General features: G+C 50.6%; 16 protein-coding genes, 1 pseudogene and 1 CRISPR repeat array. Of the genes and pseudogenes, 10 read left to right on the forward strand and 7 right to left on the reverse strand.

Translation table 11 applies throughout. The annotated features are described in order from the left end of the window. A partial coding sequence (locus tag A1332_RS16375; RefSeq protein WP_157204029.1) for a DUF4158 domain-containing protein occupies nucleotides 1-795 on the reverse strand: 795 nt, incomplete at its 3' end. A gap of 2 nt (nucleotides 796-797) precedes the next feature. After that, nucleotides 798-1,208: pseudogene (locus A1332_RS16380) on the reverse strand (recombinase family protein); the annotation flags it as partial. A gap of 459 nt (nucleotides 1,209-1,667) precedes the next feature. Between A1332_RS16380 and A1332_RS16385 the strand changes: the two are divergent. The 6 genes from A1332_RS16385 (at nucleotide 1,668) to A1332_RS16400 (ending at nucleotide 8,848) form a co-directional block, all read left to right on the forward strand. Then, nucleotides 1,668-6,344 carry an RHS repeat-associated core domain-containing protein gene (locus A1332_RS16385; RefSeq protein WP_197491486.1) on the forward strand — a complete coding sequence of 1,559 codons (4,677 nt, stop codon included), beginning with the start codon at nucleotides 1,668-1,670 and terminating at the stop codon, nucleotides 6,342-6,344. Next, nucleotides 6,345-6,614 carry a hypothetical protein gene (locus A1332_RS16390; RefSeq protein WP_064009519.1) on the forward strand — a complete coding sequence of 90 codons (270 nt, stop codon included), beginning with the start codon at nucleotides 6,345-6,347 and terminating at the stop codon, nucleotides 6,612-6,614. It abuts the gene before it with no gap. A 308-nt stretch (nucleotides 6,615-6,922) separates the two neighbouring features. Next, the gene (locus A1332_RS25375; protein ID WP_157204030.1) at nucleotides 6,923-7,243 is read left to right on the forward strand and encodes a hypothetical protein; all 321 of its coding nucleotides are present in this window, start codon (nucleotides 6,923-6,925) and stop codon (nucleotides 7,241-7,243) included. A gap of 162 nt (nucleotides 7,244-7,405) precedes the next feature. After that, entirely contained in the window at nucleotides 7,406-7,603 is a 198-nt protein-coding gene (locus A1332_RS24920; protein ID WP_082879734.1) for a hypothetical protein, read from the forward strand. 158 nt (nucleotides 7,604-7,761) lie between these two features. Next, nucleotides 7,762-8,574, forward strand: coding sequence for an RHS repeat-associated core domain-containing protein (locus A1332_RS24925; protein WP_231890328.1), 813 nt, complete (start codon nucleotides 7,762-7,764; stop codon nucleotides 8,572-8,574). 10 nt (nucleotides 8,575-8,584) lie between these two features. Then, complete coding sequence (locus A1332_RS16400) at nucleotides 8,585-8,848, forward strand: hypothetical protein (protein WP_064009528.1); 264 nt, start codon at nucleotides 8,585-8,587, stop codon at nucleotides 8,846-8,848. Nucleotides 8,849-8,952: 104 nt separating this feature from the next. Here A1332_RS16400 and A1332_RS16405 read toward each other — a convergent pair whose 3' ends face one another. Both A1332_RS16405 and A1332_RS16410 read right to left on the reverse strand, forming a co-directional pair. Then, the gene (locus A1332_RS16405) at nucleotides 8,953-9,225 is read right to left on the reverse strand and encodes a hypothetical protein (protein ID WP_157204031.1); all 273 of its coding nucleotides are present in this window, start codon (nucleotides 9,223-9,225) and stop codon (nucleotides 8,953-8,955) included. 304 nt (nucleotides 9,226-9,529) lie between these two features. Next, entirely contained in the window at nucleotides 9,530-10,138 is a 609-nt protein-coding gene (locus A1332_RS16410) for a recombinase family protein (RefSeq protein WP_064009529.1), read from the reverse strand. A 164-nt stretch (nucleotides 10,139-10,302) separates the two neighbouring features. Here A1332_RS16410 and A1332_RS16415 point away from each other — a divergent pair, with 164 nt between their 5' ends. Both A1332_RS16415 and A1332_RS16420 read left to right on the forward strand, forming a co-directional pair. Next, nucleotides 10,303-13,290: a Tn3 family transposase gene (locus tag A1332_RS16415; protein WP_064009522.1), complete on the forward strand. Its 2,988-nt coding sequence runs from the start codon at nucleotides 10,303-10,305 to the stop codon at nucleotides 13,288-13,290. 67 nt (nucleotides 13,291-13,357) lie between these two features. Continuing rightward, nucleotides 13,358-13,751: a CRISPR direct-repeat array (repeat unit 28 nt; unit sequence GTCTTCCCCACGCCCGTGGGGGTGTTTC). A 325-nt stretch (nucleotides 13,752-14,076) separates the two neighbouring features. Then, complete coding sequence (locus tag A1332_RS16420) at nucleotides 14,077-14,607, forward strand: hypothetical protein (RefSeq protein ID WP_064009523.1); 531 nt, start codon at nucleotides 14,077-14,079, stop codon at nucleotides 14,605-14,607. Nucleotides 14,608-14,659: 52 nt separating this feature from the next. Here A1332_RS16420 and A1332_RS24930 read toward each other — a convergent pair whose 3' ends face one another. Together A1332_RS24930 and A1332_RS16425 are read right to left on the reverse strand one after the other, a co-directional pair. Further along, nucleotides 14,660-15,154, reverse strand: coding sequence for a flagellar protein FlhE (locus A1332_RS24930; RefSeq protein ID WP_082879736.1), 495 nt, complete (start codon nucleotides 15,152-15,154; stop codon nucleotides 14,660-14,662). Nucleotides 15,155-15,341: 187 nt separating this feature from the next. Further along, a complete protein-coding gene (locus tag A1332_RS16425; RefSeq protein WP_064009524.1) occupies nucleotides 15,342-16,418 on the reverse strand; it encodes a hypothetical protein in 1,077 nt (358 codons plus the stop codon). Nucleotides 16,419-16,510: 92 nt separating this feature from the next. Between A1332_RS16425 and A1332_RS16430 the strand changes: the two genes are divergently transcribed. Next, on the forward strand, nucleotides 16,511-16,807 hold the full coding sequence (locus A1332_RS16430) for a hypothetical protein (RefSeq protein ID WP_064009525.1): 297 nt from the start codon (nucleotides 16,511-16,513) through the stop codon (nucleotides 16,805-16,807). 210 nt (nucleotides 16,808-17,017) lie between these two features. Beyond that, nucleotides 17,018-17,311 carry a hypothetical protein gene (locus A1332_RS16435; protein WP_064009526.1) on the forward strand — a complete coding sequence of 98 codons (294 nt, stop codon included), beginning with the start codon at nucleotides 17,018-17,020 and terminating at the stop codon, nucleotides 17,309-17,311. On the opposite strand, the gene A1332_RS16440 is transcribed toward A1332_RS16435, so the two are convergent. After that, nucleotides 17,288-18,060 (reverse strand): Tn3 family transposase (locus tag A1332_RS16440; protein ID WP_157204032.1); only part of this gene is annotated, 773 nt, incomplete at its 5' end. The genes A1332_RS16435 and A1332_RS16440 overlap by 24 nt on opposite strands.

Genomic DNA, 18,060 nt, shown 5'->3' on the forward strand with positions numbered 1-18,060 from the left:
GTCCTGCGGCGTCATTTGCCCACCTTCGCGCGCGATTTTTAATAGCCGGTTCTGGTGAATGTGCCGACCAATGCCGTCCGGCAAGGCAATGGCCTGAAAGGTTTTCAGCCGCTCGATGTGTTCCAGCATATAGCGGGAATTGGGCTTCAAAGACGATTGACGTAGCCAAACCAGCCAAGTCGTGTTGGAATCCGGCTTGATTTTCAGCAGTTCGTCGAGCCGTTGTCGATGCAACGCCGTGAGCGGCTGGGCCAACGCCCGGTAGATGCTGCGATTCGCGCGGGTGATAGCTTCGGCACAGGCTCGCTCAATCACGGTAAGCGTCGGTAGAATCACTTTGCGTTGGCGCAATGCTTCCAAAGCATGAGCCGCTAACACTACACCTTTATCGGTTTGCATGGCGAGATCGGCCAGTGTTTTCACCAGAAACCGGAAATCGGATAATCCGAAGGCCGATACTCCAAGATAGCCGCGCAGTTCCTGGAAATGTTCGCGCCGCGTTTCATCGCGCTCGCCGTATTTTCGCCAAGCGCCGGGATCGGTCTTGATTTGGCCGGCGATCCAGTGGATTACCGATTCCGCTACAGTTGCATTCGCAGCTAAAGCGTAACCAGGGTAGCGCAGCAGGCAAAGCTGCACCGCGAAACCAAGGCGATTGGCATCGCCCCGGCGCTGTCGAATCAGAGCCCAGTCGGATTCATTGAAAGTGTAATGGCGAATCAGGTCGTCTTGAGTATCAGGCAAGGCCAGCAAACTGCCTCGTTCCATAGCGGACAAAACCAAGCGCCTGGACATGATTACTCAGTGGTCTTCAAATATTGGTATAGGGTTTCGCGGCTAATGCCATACTCGCGGGCCAACTTGGCTTTCTGCTCGCCGGCGCTGGCCCGGCTTTGTAACTCTGCTACCTGCTCAGTCGATAGTGCTTTCTTGCGCCCCCGGTAAGCGCCGCGCTGTTTGGCCAGCGCAATGCCTTCGCGCTGCCGTTCGCGGATCAGCGCCCGTTCGAACTCGGCAAACGCCCCCATGACAGAAAGCAATAAATTGGCCATCGGCGAATCTTCGCCAGTGAAAGTCAAGCATTCCTTGACGAACTCGATGCGCACGCCGCGTTTGGTTAATTGCTGAACCAAGCGCCGTAAGTCATCCAGATTTCTCGCCAAGCGGTCCATGCTATGCACGACGACCGTATCGCCTTCTCGAACAAACGGGGGAACCGTAAGGATTCCTTCGTAAATGAGTAACATCGAAAATTTTATTCCAAAGTGGATTAAATTTAACAGTTGCTTTACCAGCGCCCATTTGCCTGAATAACTTTATTTGTTCAAAGACTTACTGCCTTTGGACTTTAATCCAAATGCTCAAATAGGTTATCTCAGCCAATGTCCGTATAGCGCCAATACGTCTTTATTATTTTATGCTAGGCTTTCTGGACGCATTACTTGGTGCGTTAGCAGCCAATGAGAAAATGATCATTGTTAGAGATTGAGAATGGCTGCATGTAATAATCGCCCAGGTCTGAATGTCCATTGAGTTAGCCGGTGAGTCATATTCGCGTAAACGCGGCTAATAGTCCATTCCGTCACCTGTGGCAAGATTAACATCACTATGTTCAGAGGGATTCTATGAACCTGTTTACGAAATTATGCCTTAACCAACGCGTTTTCTTGAATATCACTGTTCGCAAACTGAGCCTATTACCCATTATTGCAGGGCGACGGTGGTATCAAATCGGCATGATCTTGTTGCTAGGTTTAACTTTAAATCACCGTGTTCAGGCCTGTTCGCTACAATTCACCTCTCCAGCACGCGGAAGTACTGTCAGTACAGCGCAAGTCGGGGTATCGGGTACAGGTTCCGGTACCGCCAATTCGGGCGATCAAGGCCAAGTGACTGCCTACCTCAACGGGGTGCCGTTTTTCAGTCAGAGCGGTACTTTTACCACATTGATCAATTTACTAGGTTCAGGTGCTGCTTCAGTCACGTTGCAAAAAGGTGCCAACACGTTATCGGTTTCCGGCAGCGTCAACGGTTGCTCTGCCTCGGATAGCATGGTGGTGTATTACCAACCGGCACCGCCAATCGAACAGAAGAACGCAGGGGAACCGGAGATCTGTAACGGCACCAATCCGGTAAACGATGCAACAGGCAACAAATTTCAGCAAGAACTGGACTATCAAGGCGGCGGCCGTTTTCCGCTGCAATTTATCCGCTATTACAACAGTGCGTACAGCGATGTGCATGCGCTAGGAAAATCGTGGCGCCACAATTATGAACGCGAACTTTATTTCAATAGCGCCAAGACCGAGGCTTATATTATCAGGCCGAGCGGACAAGCCTACCGATTTAGCAAATCGGGCAGTACCTGGGTGTCGGACGCCGATATCACGGACCGCTTTTCCGCTAGTACTGATACAGGCGGCAGCATCACCGGTTGGCATCTGTATATAAGCGAAGACAACAGTTTTGAATATTATGATAACAATGGGCGCTTGATCACTTTGGTTGATCTGGGTGGAATGAGCCAGGATCTCAGTTACGACGAAGGCGGTAGATTAAGTGGCGTAACCGATCGGACCTCGCAAAGGCGTTTGAGTTTTAGTTACGACAGCAAAAACCGGTTAGCAAGCGTCACCGACCCGAACGGCAACGGGTATACCTACAGTTACGATTCGGTTGGTCGCCTTATGCAAGTCACGCCGCCGGTTGCAGTACCCGGCAATCCCGGCCGGCAGTATCTCTATAACGAGCAAGACTATACATCCAATACCAACTTGCCTTATGCATTGACCGGTATCTTGGATGAAAACGGTAGCCGCTATGCGAGCTATCGTTACGATGCACAGGGACGAGGTATCGGGACTGAACATGCTAACGGCAGCGATTTGCATCAACTGGCCTATAACGCAGATGGCAGCACGACGATTACCGATGCGTTGGGACAACCGCGCACATTCCTGCATCAGACGATTTTAGGCTTCAAGCATAATGTTGGCCAAAGCCAACCCGCTGGTTCCGGCTGCGCCGCCTCGGCCAGCCATATCACGTACGATGCTAATGGCAACGTCGCTAGCCGTACCGACTTCAACGGCAACCTAAGCTGCTACGCCTACGACCTGAATCGCAATCTGGAAACCGTCCGCGTCGAAGGCCTGCCTGCCGGTGCGGCCTGTCCTTCCGATCTAGCGTCTTATACGCCACCCGGCACTGACAGTATCCGCAAAATCGCCACCCAGTGGCATACCGATTACCGCCTGCCGATCCAAATTGACGAAGCCGGCCGCCGGACTACATTCGGTTACGACAGCCACGGCAACCTGCTCAGCAAAACCCTCACCGACACCGCCTCGGGCCAAAGCCGCACCTGGTCCTACAGCTACAACAACCTGGGCCAGATCCTGACCGCCGACGGCCCGCGCACCGACGTCAACGACGTTACGACCTACACCTATTACGCCGACAGCAGCGCCGACCATAAACCCGGCGACCTGGCCACGATCGTCAATGCCTTAGGTCACGTCACTACCTTTACCCAATACGACGCCAATGGGCGGCTGCTCAGCCTAACCGACCCCAACGGACTGGTGATCAGTTTTGCCTACGACCCGCGCGGCCGCCTGATCCACAAAACCGTCGACGGCAACACCACGGTTTACGATTACGACCCGGTCGGCAATCTGATCAAACTGACCCGGCCCACCGGCGTGTATCACAACTTTACCTACGACGCAGCCCACCGCCTGACCGACATTACCGACGCTTTGGGCGGCAAAATCCATTACACACTGGATACCATGGGCAACCGCATTCAGGAAGACATTCTGGATGCCAACGGCACCGTCGTTAAAACCCACAGCCGAGTCTACGACGCTTTAAACCGGCTGGCCCAGGACATCGGCGGCTACAACCAAACCACCCAGTACACCTACGATGCCAACGGCAACCTGACCCAAGTCACCGACGCCGCAGGCCACAGCAACCAGCAGCAATACGACAGCCTGGACCGATTGATTCGCAGCACCGACGCGCTCAACGGTCAAACCGACTACGACTACGACACCCTGGACAGGCTGGTACAAGTCACCGACGCCAACAATCACAGCACTGCCTACAGCTACAATGGCCTCGGCGACCTGCTGCAACTGAACAGTCCCAATGCCGGTGTGACTCAATACGCTTACGACAGTGCCGGCAATCTGGCGCAAAAGACCGATGCACGCGGACAACCCGTCGCCTATCAGCATGACGCGCTGAATCGCCTGACTTTACAGGATTACGCCGACAATGCGTTGGATACCCTCTATCTCTACGACAGTGCAGTCACTACACACAACAGTATCGGACGCCTGTCCTCCATCACCGATGGCAGTAGCGAAACCCTATACGCTCACGATCGTCGCGGCAACCTAAGCAGTCAGCAAATACAACTCGACGGCAGAACCTATACCACCGCCTACGCCTATAACGCCGACGATGCGCTCGTCCATACCCAATATCCCACGGGCCGGCAACTCGACATCGCCTACGATGCCAATGGCCGTGCTACATCGCTAAGCACAAACGGCGTCAACGGCACGCAAACCCTGGCCGATAACATCGAGTACGCACCGTTCGGACCGCAAACCCGACTTAGCTTGAGTAACGGCTTAACCCAAAGCCAACAGCTCAACTTGGACTACCTGCCGCTGGAAAGGACGCAAGGGCAAACCCTGGTCCACGGCTATCGTTATGATCTGACCGATAACATCATTGGCATACGCGACGTCAATAATGCCGCCAACGACAAAACCTACGCCTACGACGCCCTAAGCCGTCTATCGCACGCTCTCGGTGCAACGCAAACCGATTATACGCTGGACGCCGTCGGCAACCGCACGGCTATCACCCGCAATAACCAAACGGATAGCTATGTCTACAACTTAGCGAATGACCAGTTACAGTCCACGCCGCAGCGCAACTACAGTTACGACGCCGTAGGCAACGTCACAGCGGATGGACATTACCAATATCATTACAACGACCATAATCGGTTGAGTGCTGTCAGCAACAGCGGCGGCAACGTGGCTGAATACACCTACAATGCCTTCGGCGAACGGCTGAAAAAGACCACGCCAAGCGCGACGACACACTACCACTACAATCAAGAGGGGCAACTGATTGCCGAAACCGGCATCAACGGCAATCCAATAAAAGAATACCTCTATCTCAACAACCGCCTCATTGCCTTGGCAACACCAGCGCCTGATCAGGACGGCGATGGCGTAATCGACAAGCATGACAACTGCCGGACAATCGCCAACCCCGACCAGCGCGATACCGACAACGACGGCTTCGGAAATCGGTGCGATGCGGACTTTAATAACAACGGCATCGTCGATCCGAGTGATTTCAGTTTACTTAAATCCCGCTTAGGTAGCCAAGATCCTAACCTGGATATTAACGGTAACGGCATTGTTGACCCGACTGATTTCAGTATTTTGAAGAGCCTACTCGGTCGGCAGCCAGGGCCGGGTGCCGACATGAACGCAGCAGCTGATGCATCGATATATTTTGCCCACACCGACCATCTGGGTACGCCCACCGTCCTGACCGATAGCGGGCAAAACATCGTCTGGCAAGCCGACTACGAACCCTTCGGCAAAGCCCGCATCACGACGCAAACCGTCACCAATAACATCCGCTTCCCCGGCCAATACTACGATCAGGAAACCGGCTTGCATTACAATATGCAGCGGTATTACGATCCGGCTATTGGTCGCTATCGGCAAAGTGATCCGATTGGGTTGAGTGGGGGGATTAATACCTACAGCTATGTTAGTAACAACCCGCTAAATTACACAGACTCATCCGGTCTTATCATCGACACCTTAGCCGACATAGGTTTTATTGCCTATGACTTGTACAAATTGGCTACTGATGGTGCATGCGAAAGAAATTCCAATTTAACTGCACTTGGCCTTGATTTCGTTGGTGCTATTACCCCCGGAGTCACTGGATTAGGAACTGCTTCTAGGGTTGCAAAGAGTGGAGCTGAAAGCGCGAGGCAAGCCGCCGATCTCTCAAGACATCTTGGCTATACCGAGAAGTATGGGCAAGCTGGTGTCAAAGAGTTGGAGAATGGTCGGATTAGATATTATGGCGAACTGCAGACTGCTAATAAAGCCGGAGAAATGGCCGGTCGTCGCTACGTCCATGAGTTCGATCCAGCAACCGGTGGTTCTCGTGGGTGGCATGAAACCCTTGATTACAGCGGTAACGTCCGGCAAGTCCGTCCAGAATTGAATAACGGTTCCAAGCAACACTACCAGTTTGACCGTAATGGAAACTACACGGGGAGTTGGTAAATGGACGTTACTTTGGAATCAGTAAGATCAATCTTCGTTGATGTGTTGGAAGGTCGGATGACGAGAGAAGCCGCAGACCGTTGGGCTTATTCATTAGTACTTGCATCCGAATTGGGTACGTTGACCTTTGTGCCAGCGGAAGAAAAGAGACGTATTTGGGATTCTGTAATGTATCTCTATGGGATCGATACCATGGATGCGCCGGGAGAATACCTTCACACTGAAGAAGACATTAGAGCGGCGATGCAAGAAAAGGTGGGTAGGCAATAAGGCCGTATGGCCACGGCGGATGAATCGCATGTTGTAAGGCGGATTCGGAGCGGTAGCGACAATCCGCCAAAACCTCGAAACCACCCGGCGTTTTGCTATCGCGAAAACGCCCTACGGTCTATTCGTTATCCAGATGGCTCAGTAACGAAAGGAGCCCAGATTCAACCAGGTCGTAATGGCACCAACCAGGGTACTTCACTTGCATGTATGGTTACAGATCAATCAACCTACGATGCCCTTAATAATTTATTTCAAAATAACTATAACAATGGCGGCGTTAAACTCATTGTCAATCCTGGGCCATGATCATGAAAAGCAATCTTTTGAGGGTAACAATAGTTTTGACGGTTTCGCTACTTGTTTTGCTTAGTAGCTGGCCTTTTCGATGGATTTTATTTAATGGAAGGAGTGCTGCGAGTTTTGCAGATCATCTTCTAAGCGGAAATAGCCCTAAAAATGAGGACAGCTTTATCGACTACACAATTTATACAGAAGGTGGTTGTGTCGTCTTTTCCACTCATGTTGAAGACAGAGTAATGATTTATTGTCCTCACGGTTTACCAAATAGCACTGAAAACCTCGGTAATTTGGAACATGTTTTGGGAGCATGGTATCGGCAAATAACATAGCCTAGGAGCCAGTCCGGAGCGGAATGGGGTCAGGCCCTGAGGTATCCCCACAAAATAGCCATATAAAACAATTTGCTATAGCTAAAAATTGATCGAAAAGTTGGTTTTTTTTGGGTCTAATTGCTGAAATTCGAAATCTTTCAGCTTCGCCGTGGAGGCCCTATGTCGACCATCAGTTTACTCCATCATTTGATCAAACAGGCACTTCCTGAGCTTCATCGAACCCGGCTTAAATCGCTCATGGCTACCGTAGAGGCCGGCTTGAAAGGCGTCTCGGTGTCGCTAACGGCTCTGGGCCGCGCACTTTCCGGGCCGGCCTATATCAAACATAAAGGCCGTAAGGCGGATTCGGAGCGGTAGCGACAATCCGCCAAAACCTCGAAACCACCCGGCGTTTTGCTATCGCGAAAACGCCCTACGGTCCTAACCTGGATATTAACGGTAACGGCATTGTTGACCCGACTGATTTCAGTATTTTGAAGAGCCTGCTCGGTCGGCAACCAGGGCCAGATGCCGACTTGAACGCAGCAGCTGATGCATCGATATATTTTGCCCATACCGATCATCTTGGCACGCCCACAGTGCTGACAGATAACGGGCAATCCATCGCATGGCAAGCCAGTTATGACCCGTTCGGCAAAGCCTCCGTCGGCACGCAAAACGTCACCAATAACCTCCGATTCCCAGGCCAATATTTCGATGCAGAGACGGGTTTGCATTACAATCTGCAGCGCTATCACGATCCGGATATTGGGCGCTATCGGCAGAGTGATCCGATTGGGTTGGCTGGGGGCGTTAATACCTACACCTACGCGCTCAACAATCCTCTTCGTTACACCGATCCCCAAGGGTTATTTGTTCCAGCAATACTTGCTGCGTGTGCAGCTAATCCTGCATGTGATGCCGCTGTTGCAACAGCCGTATCGGCGACAACATCCGCTATAGGCAGGGCTGCAATAGTTGCAGACGTAAGCTCATTAGTAACCAGCGACTCAAGATATAGAAACCCTCAAAAAGTCGTTCGTGGCGGAATGTGTACGGCTGATAGATTTGCCACCGGTAGTGGCGTCACTCTTGACCAGAATGGCTTACTTAATGGGGTTTCTGTACAAAGTTTTCCAAATACAAGTGTTCAAGAGTTGAGCCAACGCCAATGGGTTCCAAATGGTCAAATTGGCGTTACTACAGTTGGATATATTCAAGACGCTGGTGGTGATGTTATTCCTGATCCAACACGTAACAACCCATATCATCCCGAAATGATTGGGATTACCCCAGAAGCTGCGCAGCGACTGTTTACTCCAACAATTCCAAATCCAAACCCAAGGTAATAGGTTTTCTATGAGTACGCAAAGTAATGATCTATTAACCGACGAAGAGCTTTTAGCTATTAAAATGCGAAGCGAACAAGCTACGCCTCAACCTTGGAAAGCGTACGTAGAAGGTAGGGATTTTTTGGGTGGAGATAGTTTTATCCAAACTGGTGGTGAAGATATTTATCTGACTCCTGGTGCGAGCGTTGCGGATCATGATTTTATTGCTCATGCTCGTCAAGATATACCAAGGCTTATTGCTGAAGTGGAGCGATTGCGGAAAATGTTATAAACCCCATAAATCTAATTCAAGACTGTCAGGCGGAACCGTTCAAAGGTTCCGCCGATTGCTACGGTCCTACATGCGCATGGACTGCCCAAGCCCTCTATTCACCGTCAAGGTTTTAACCTTGCCGACAGGGCTATCAGCCGCCGAAAGCCCTTGATCAGTTGCTGCCGCGTCTTGCCCCAAGCGCTGTGTTTTTCCCGTTCCATCGCCGCTATTTCACGCTGTAACGCTTCTTTTTTTATCAGTAAAAGAGATGTGTCTTCGGCGAGGTTGTCGAAGTCTTGACCGGCGCTGACGCCGTATTTAGCCTGTAACTGACGCTGCCGCTTCTCGTGGTACAGCACAAGGCCGTAAGGCGGAACGCATCGCGGTTCCGCCAAATGTCATACGGCTAGCTGTACCAGAAGCGTTCGGACTATCCGGTTCGGTTTAACGGTGTTGGTTTTTCGGGCGTTTTTTGGCGGATCACCTTGCGGGCATCCGCCCTACGGTCTTTGCACCGACCGGCCACCCGTCAAATCAAATCGTCCTTGTTGGGGTGCGGATTCCACACAAACCCCTTAGCCTTGTCCGCCGCTTGCGTGGCGGCGGGCTCCGGCTTATCGCCCTTGGCCCGCCTTCGCGTCTGCCTAGGATTCAAAATCAACTGGTTCTTGTGCGCGACGGGGTTTGTCAAAAACCAATTTATTCCATAATGGATCGACCCGCCTCTTTTAACGATCCATCGCCGTTGACATACATATAAAGTGTTGTAGTCGTGATCCCAAGTCTTTTGGCCACATCGGACGCATTGGCTTTAGGGTCGGACAACGCCGACATCGCCATCATCAAGGTTGGCCGGTCCATCTTGCGCGGTCGTCCGCCTTTTCGTCCCCGCGCCCTGGCTGCCGTAAGTCCGGCACGGGTACGTTCAGCGATCAGCTCCCGCTCAAATTCGGCCAGCGCGGCAAATATTCCGAAAAACAAGCGACCGTTCGCTGTGGTGGTGTCAATCTGAGCCCCGGCACCGGCCAACACCTTTAGGCCCACATTACGCTTTCTGAGCTCGTCGATGGTTGTGACCAAATGTTTCAAATCACGGCCAAGTCGATCTAATTTCCAGACCACTAATGTATTTCCCGGTTGTAGGGCTTTAAGGCAAGCATTAAGTCCCGGTCTGTCATCTTTACGACCGGAAGCCAGGTCTTCATAAATACGGTTCTCTTCAACACCGGCATCTAATAAGGCATCCCGTTGGGGTTCCAATGTTTGGCTACCATCACTTTTGGAAACCCGAATATAGCCCACCAACATAATGATCAACAAATAGTGCAAGAAAAGATAAAGGCAAAGGTACAATATTGCTTTGATTTTCTCAATGGGTTTTCTTGTGATTTTCCGCCTCGATTATTGTATGACTTTATCCATCAGATAAACGGACGTTTTTCTTGTACTAAATCCATTCCCGGTTTTCAGCTTTGCAACCCAGCGATACCGCCTATCCCCGATTCAAAAGCCGACTTGTCCAATCGGAATTGGAACGTTTCTATACAGTGACGGATGCTGAACGGGTCTATTGCGAGACTTCCACTCGCTCAAGCACCACGCGCTTGGGATTTGCTCTACTGTTAAAAACCTATCAACGACTGGGTTATTTTGTCACTTCAGAGCAAGTGCCGAACGCCATTGCCGAGCATGTCGCCTCTAGCATGGGCGAACCCTATGATCGGGAGAATTTGCGGCTGTATGATGTTTCCCAGGCCAGGCGCAAACACTTGTCGGTGGTGCGTGAATTTTTAGCGGTCAAACCATTCGGCGACGATGGCAAGGCACTGATGCGACAAACTTTTGCCGAAGCGGCGCTGACCAAGGAAGATGTCATTGATATTATCAATATCGGTATCGAAACCTTGGTACGTCATCGTTACGAGTTGCCGGCATTCGATACCTTGCTACGGGAAGCTCGCGTCGAACGGATTGCAACGAATCAGGCGCTGCACACGCAAATTCACGATGCCCTTGGCGATGCTGGCCGGATTTATCTCGACAAGCTCTTCGTCGTGGGTGATGACCCGCGCCGGGTGAGTCCTTGGAACGACATCAAGCAAGATGCCGCCAAACCTACGATAGACGGCATGCGCGATTTGATCGAGCGCTATGACCGGCTGACCGAGTTGGCTTCCCACACAGACCTGTTAAAAACCATGCCGGTCATCAAAATCAAACAATGGGCGCTGGAAGGCAATAGTCTGGATGCTGCCAGCATGATGGCTATGGTGGCCGCTAAACGCTACGCCGTTACCTTGGCCGTGATTCAGCAACGTCTGGCGATTGTGATCGATGATCTGTGCAATATCTTTTGCAGACAGATGAAGCGAGCGTTGCACAGCGCCGAAGAAGCACTTGAAGAATACCTGGAAGACAACCAAGAAAAAACCGATGAGATTTTGCGCCGGTTTGCGATGCTGGAAACACTTTTAAATTCCAGCCAATCGGCAGACGAACAATTAAAAGGCGTTCGCCAGGCGGTGACGGCTCGCCCGGATTTATGTGAATTCTCGCGTTTACATGCGGAATATGGCGGGAAGAACGAATTCCGTTTTGTCTGGCAGTTCTTCAAGCCACGGCGGGCGGAAATGTTACGGATTTTGAGCAAGCTAAAGCTTGAATCCACCAGTCAGGATGCCAGTTTTGAGCGGTCGCTGGCTTTTATGTTGGAGAACAGCCATCGGCAAATCGCGTGGCTATCGCTTAATGGCAAAGGCAACATAACATTAATTGATAACGATCTGGACTGGATTCCAGAAAAATGGTGGAAGTTGGTGACGGGCGAAATCAAGCGCGATGCGGTTCCGACCCGAATCAACCGCCGCCAGTTCGAGGCATGCGTCTGTTTGCAAATGGTTAGGGAACTAAAATCGGGCGACCTTTGCGTGATCGGCAGCGATGCGTATTCAGATCACCGGAATGAGTTGGTGCCGATGGAGGAATGCGAACGCACTCGCGCGGATTATGGCGAGAAGGTGGGCTTGCCGGTTGAGAGTGAGGCATTTATCGAGCATGTTCGCACCCTACTGACAGAGGCGGCGCAGCAAGCTGACGAGTCTTATCAGGAAAATGCTTATTTCAATATCATCAATGGCAGGCCGAAACTTGGCCGCAAAAATCAAAAGGAGATTCCGCCAGGCTTCAAGGAGATGGATGATGCGCTAAGGCGAAAACTCGATAGCATGGGTCTATCGTTGTTGGACGTGCTTACCGATACCATGCAATGGATTGGATGGGGTAAGCATTTTGGCCCGTTGAGCGGTCACAAAGGCAAGTTACTGGAGGAAGACCGGCGCAAGATTCTGACGGTGTTTGCCTATGGCACAGGTTTAGGGCCAACACAAATTTCCAAGAATATTGCCGATGTCAGTGCCCGGCAAGTGTCATTCGTCAATCAACGCCAAGTCACGACGGAGAAACTGGAGGCCGCTATCTCAACAACCATCAATGCGTATAATCAATTTCAACTGCCACGGTATTGGGGGGATACAAAACGCGCGGCGGCAGACGGTACGCAATGGAATCTGTACGAAAATAATTTACTGTCGGAACGGCATATCCGTTACGGCGGTTATGGCGGCATTGCTTATTACCATGTCAGCGATACCTATATTGCGCTGTTTTCGCATTTTATTCCCTGCGGTGTTTGGGAAGCCGTGTATATCCTGGATGGGCTGACAAAAAACAATTCGGATATTCAGCCCGATACTTTACATGGCGATACCCAGGCGCAAAGCGCACCGGTATATGGCTTGGCTTTTTTGCTGGGCATCAAACTGATGCCTCGTATTCGCAATTGGAAAGATTTGAAATGGTTTCGCCCGAGCGCGGACGAAGTGTATAAACACATTGATGACCTGTTTACCAAGGATGCCATCGATTGGGATTTGATTGCCTGCCATTTGCCGGACATGCTGCAAGTGGCGCAGTCGATTCGTGCCGGTCGTATTCAACCATCGACCATCTTGCGCAAACTCGGCACTGCAAGCCGGAAAAACAAACTGTATTTCGCCTTTCGCGAGTTGGGCCGGGTCGTCCGCACCATATTCCTGCTGGAATATATCTGCGACGACGCGCTACGCCAGGTTATCCAGGCGGCACAAAACAAGTGCGAAGGATTCAACAACTTTGCTCAGTGGGCCTATTTCGGATCGGACACCATCGAGGAAAATGTGCGCGAGGATCAGTTGAAGATAATCAAGTACAATCACCTGATTGCCAATCTGATGATTTTCCACAACTGTCATACGATGACGCAGGCGTTCAAAGAGCTTGAAGCTGAGGGAATGAAACTAACGCCAGAATTGGCCGCTGCGTTTAGTCCATTTCGCACACATCACGCCAATCGTTTCGGCAAATACGAGCTTCGGGAGCGGGATTTGGAACCGATTGACTACGGTGTGATGTTCCAGATGTAATCAAAATCAGGGATGTTACTCATTTACGAAGGAATCCTTACGCTCCCCCATACCGAGCTGCAATTCAGTCTTCCCCACGCCCGTGGGGGTGTTTCTGTCAGTTATCTGGACAAGACATTGTCGTCTGCGTCTTCCCCACGCCCGTGGGGGTGTTTCCCATACACACGCCCCCGCACAAACAACGGATGCGTCTTCCCCACGCCCGTGGGGGTGTTTCTAATAGCAGTTGCTGTCTTCCCGGTACCTGTCGGTCTTCCCCACGCCCGTGGGGGTGTTTCTGGAGGTAGCGTTACTAGATAACTACCGACATAGTCTTCCCCACGCCCGTGGGGGTGTTTCCAAGCCCGTGATGTTGCGCCAGGTGCAGATTTAGTCTTCCCCACGCCCGTGGGGGTGTTTCCCGCAACGAATCACGGCAATACGAAAACATGCCGTCTTCCCCACGCCCGTGGGGGTGTTTCTAAGAGCTGTAACATCAGATGCGAAAAAACCTTCCACTTGCACACCCAAGGTCATGTGAGTTGCGCGGCTTGTGTGTTACGTGCTGCACACTAATTGAACCAACTTGCACATGAGAATCTGGAGAAATCAGCCACTTAAAGCCGTACGTAACGGCGGCAAAATATTGCCGCTTATTATTGGTGCTAGCTTCGAGTAGCGGCAAGCCGATACCGAAAAGGCCATCAGAACGCCATAAAACTGTCAAAATTCGCTGGCACAAATTATGCTTACAATTTAAAAACTGATTTTGAATGTTTGAATTACCGTTTAACAAGGAGATAGAGCATGTTTGTAAATACGACATCGAATACGCACCCGACTTACGGCACCTCATCCGTTGCCCGCAATTATCAATCTAACTCAGCCAACAATATCATCGCTGGTAATACTGCGAGTAGCGGTGATAGCGTACAAATAAGTGGCTCCGCATATAAGGCTTTAAACGACTCAAATGCCACAACATCAGATGGCGTTAAGCTCATCTTTGATCGAGTAAATAGTGACCCAGAATTTGCAAAGGAGATGGCTAACGTATATACATACTCTAGAGATTTTGAGCTTGTAGATTTAAATGATTTGCCTAGCCTAAGTGACACATCGGCCATGTCCGCATATTCTCAACACGTCAAGAGCTTTGAAAATGAAGCAGATAAAATTAGGGACCAGCGAATTCAGATTTATACTGAAATGAAAGGCAGTGGAGCTAGTGACGCGGATATATTTAACAAGATTATGCAGTTTAATAAAAATTTGCCGGAAGATTACCAATTAAAAACGGGCCTTGATAAATATAGCCAATATTTAAAATTTACATGATGATTCTAAAAACCGCCTTTATATTTTTAATATAAAGGCGGTTATATCATACTTAATATTCGTAGTTCACAATGACCTGATCGACTTGACCATAAGCAGGCGGAGATACCGAGCCAGAACCTGCGACTCCGAACGCATAAATCATTTTTTTGTTCGCAAGACGTCCATTGAAGCTTGAAGTAGAGCCACTTCCAGTACTGGTTACATTTATACAAGCACTTGTTGTATCGTGGCACAGGTAGACTATCAAGCCGGTCGGATAGCGGGATAGCCCCCAAGACCAAACCACGGATGTAATGGTAGCTGTAGCAGGAATACTACCAACTGGATTCAGTTGAAGATAGTAATAGATCCCTTTGCTATATAGCGTCGGACCTCCGGCGCTATTTGCCCAAGCGCCACCGGTGGCAAGTGGGACAATACCTAAACTTTCAACAGGGTCAGATGGTGCTCCCATTGGAGCTGACATAATTTCTGATGCCGGTATAAGCTGAACGGTGGCCGCCACAGACCCTGTCTGAGCCAGTACAGGCTGCATCAGTGCCATTAAGCCTAAACTGAGAAGAATTTTCCTGCCAATTTATTTTGTAAGCATACCATTACACTCCTAAAAAATAACTCCAAAATGTACTTCAGTTTGCGGGCAACGAGCTTAGCCCGCGACGGAGTATAGTTTACGACCTAACATCTGAACTGCGTCATATCGTCACAGGCGCAGTCCAACCGTTAGTCGGTCATCGCCCACTCTGAATTTCCTTCTCCAACTCTTTCCAAAGCCAATCCTCACCATAGGAGCTTTTGGTTTCTTGGCACAGGTGTATCCAACCCCATTGCCATTCCATAAAATCCGATTGCCAGGTTTTCCATTGTTGTTCGGTCGGTGGTCCGTATCGCCAATTGGGTGCGAGTACTACACCCAGGCCAAGCGGCACGTCAAACCCGTATTGGCCTTGCAACAGTAGGTACATAGCTCGGCGACGGTTGGCCCATGAGGCGAAAGGTTTTAATGCCGGCACTTGATAGAGGGCAGTATTCAGCAATTCAATAGCCCAAAGGTAATGAACGGAGTTGACCAAGAACCGCCTATCTCCCCAATCGGTTTGGCAAAAGATTTGCGCCACAAACACCACATACAATTCTTCTCCAATCCGGCGTGACAGGAAATTCCTCCCCATCATCAGTAACATTCGGTAAATGTCTTGGGCTAGCCAGCGGTTGTGGACATGATTGCCCTGTTGCTTGGATTCACGCCAATACAGCACTAAGGCCGTCAACGTATCGAGACTCGCTAATTTGAGCAACCGGCGGCTCACTGACGACGAGTAAGGTTGGCGGTGCTTAGCGGCGCTAATGCCGCCGTCTTTCGCGGATCGATACACAATCGCTTGTACCTGTGGCTCCAACTTTTCCAGCCAATTATCGATTTTCGGTAGAACCTGATTACCCAGACGTAGCACTTCCCAGAGCGGATGATTGATGTCTCGGGCGGAGCCCGGTGCCTTGGCATCCACCAAGGCAATCAACGCGGCACCGGGCTTGTGTTTACCGGCTTGGTATTTACTCCACTTGTTTTTTGCAGGTAACGGTATGCCATCCTTGGTCTTATCTTGGGGTTCGAAATGCTTTTCCAATTGGTAGGCGGTGGCTAATTGGGCTTTCTGCTGAAGACCGACATACCAATACTGGGTTCTTAGGCGGTTGATCAAACGGCGATTGTAGGGATTATCGGCAATTGGTTGAAGTATCGCTTTTTTCGCGTCGTCGAGGCGAAAATTGATACATGATTGTTTTAATTGACTTATTGTTGCCATTTTAGGGTAAAAGTTTGCTCAATCTCTCCTGTTTCGCGGATAGCGTACATCAGTTACTCTATGGCGCATCAAAAATTGCTACCGAACGTGACATGACACAACCCGAGCCAATCGAGCCATTAGTACAGGAATTGCAGGAGATATTGACTCGTCTGTACGGCCCGCTCTTGGCAAGTCGCGATCTATGGAAGCTGTTGGGATTTACCAATCCAGCGGCTTACCGCCAAGCGCGATTGCGGCAGCGGATACCGGTGGTGGAATTCGAAATCGAAGGCCGGCGTGGCCGGTTTGCGCTGACGCAGGATGTTGCGCGTTGGCTGGCCGAACAGCGCTTAGCTATCCCGCAAACAAATAAAGACCTGGAGACATCAAATGACGTAACTGAGTAGTCGCATTAAATTCGCAGACTTAGAACGAAAAAAGCCCAAGGCGGCAACCTCGGGCTTTTCAAGAAACCGTCAAGAAATTCAGATACTCATGACGATTTCATTGTCGATCTAATCCAGGCCGGCGTCAAGTCGGCCGTCTGTTCTTACACCCATTTTTTAATACATCGCGCCGGGCGGAGGATTTCGTACGCCCCGGCGTCAGGAAAGACAATGAAAATATCCATAACCACGTTGCGCCAAGTGATTCGACTGTTGGCAGACCCAGACCTTTCGATGCGATCCATTGGCCGCACCTGCCGCATTTCACCCAATACCGCTAAAGCGGTTAACGCCCAATTGGTCAACAAACAATTGAGTTGGGCCGATCTCCAGGCTCTGGATGATGGCAAACTTTACCAAACGCTGTTCGGCGATAAAAAGCCGGGCGATTCTCGAAAACCTGTTCCGGGGGTAGCCACAGAATTCGGAAAAAATAGTACGCTAAGACTTTTCATTGGTTCGTAGCGGTCTGAATTGCCCCTCTTCAATCTTTCGGCTCTGCCGCCAAATGTAATCGCCAGTCAGATTGATGTGCTCCCAACCCAACGGCGACAAGTATTGCAGTAGCGCATCATCAATAGGCTTGTCCAATTCCCGCAGTTTTTCGACAGCCCTTTCCAGATAGACCGTGTTCCATAACACGATGGCCGCCGTTACCAAATTGAGGCCGCTGGCACGATAGCGCTGTTGTTCGAAACTGCGATCTCGTATTTCTCCCAGACGATTAAAGAATACCGCTCGGGCCAAAGCGTTACGGGCCTCGCCCTTATTCAGTCCCGCGTGGACACGCCGGCGCAGTTCTACGTTTTGCAACCAATCCAGAATGAACAAGGTGCGCTCGATACGGCCCAGTTCGCGCAAAGCCACAGCCAGCCCATTCTGCCGTGGGTAACTGCCCAGTTTTCGCAGCATCAACGACGCGGTGACAGTGCCTTGTTTGATCGATGTCGCAAGCCGTAGTATCTCGTCCCAATGCGTTTGGATGCTTTTGATATTCAAGTTGCCGCCGATCATGCTCTGCAACGCTGGGTAATCTTGGCCGTTTTTCGGTATATATAGCTTGGTATCCTTCAAATCGCGAATGCGGGGCGCAAAGCGAAATCCCAGCAAATGCATGAGCGCGAAGACATGATCGGTAAAACCAGCGGTATCGGTGTAATGCTCTTCGATACGTAAATCCGATTCGTGATACAGCAAACCATCGAGCACATAGG

Origin of the sequence: Methylomonas methanica, from assembly GCF_001644035.1 — a bacterium.
In the GTDB taxonomy this organism is placed as follows: domain Bacteria; phylum Pseudomonadota; class Gammaproteobacteria; order Methylococcales; family Methylomonadaceae; genus Methylomonas; species Methylomonas methanica_A.

What these genes read in the sequence shown, in the direction of transcription:
- A1332_RS16390 (WP_064009519.1), top strand. Translation starts at nt 6,345, where the DNA reads ATGGACGTTACTTTGGAATCAGTAAGATCAATCTTCGTTGATGTGTTG.
- A1332_RS25375 (WP_157204030.1), top strand. Translation starts at nt 6,923, where the DNA reads ATGAAAAGCAATCTTTTGAGGGTAACAATAGTTTTGACGGTTTCGCTA.
- A1332_RS24920 (WP_082879734.1), top strand. Translation starts at nt 7,406, where the DNA reads ATGTCGACCATCAGTTTACTCCATCATTTGATCAAACAGGCACTTCCT.
- A1332_RS16400 (WP_064009528.1), top strand. Translation starts at nt 8,585, where the DNA reads ATGAGTACGCAAAGTAATGATCTATTAACCGACGAAGAGCTTTTAGCT.
- A1332_RS16410 (WP_064009529.1), bottom strand. Translation starts at nt 10,138, where the DNA reads ATGTTGGTGGGCTATATTCGGGTTTCCAAAAGTGATGGTAGCCAAACA.
- A1332_RS16420 (WP_064009523.1), top strand. Translation starts at nt 14,077, where the DNA reads ATGTTTGTAAATACGACATCGAATACGCACCCGACTTACGGCACCTCA.
- A1332_RS24930 (WP_082879736.1), bottom strand. Translation starts at nt 15,154, where the DNA reads ATGGCACTGATGCAGCCTGTACTGGCTCAGACAGGGTCTGTGGCGGCC.
- A1332_RS16425 (WP_064009524.1), bottom strand. Translation starts at nt 16,418, where the DNA reads ATGGCAACAATAAGTCAATTAAAACAATCATGTATCAATTTTCGCCTC.
- A1332_RS16430 (WP_064009525.1), top strand. Translation starts at nt 16,511, where the DNA reads ATGACACAACCCGAGCCAATCGAGCCATTAGTACAGGAATTGCAGGAG.
- A1332_RS16435 (WP_064009526.1), top strand. Translation starts at nt 17,018, where the DNA reads ATGAAAATATCCATAACCACGTTGCGCCAAGTGATTCGACTGTTGGCA.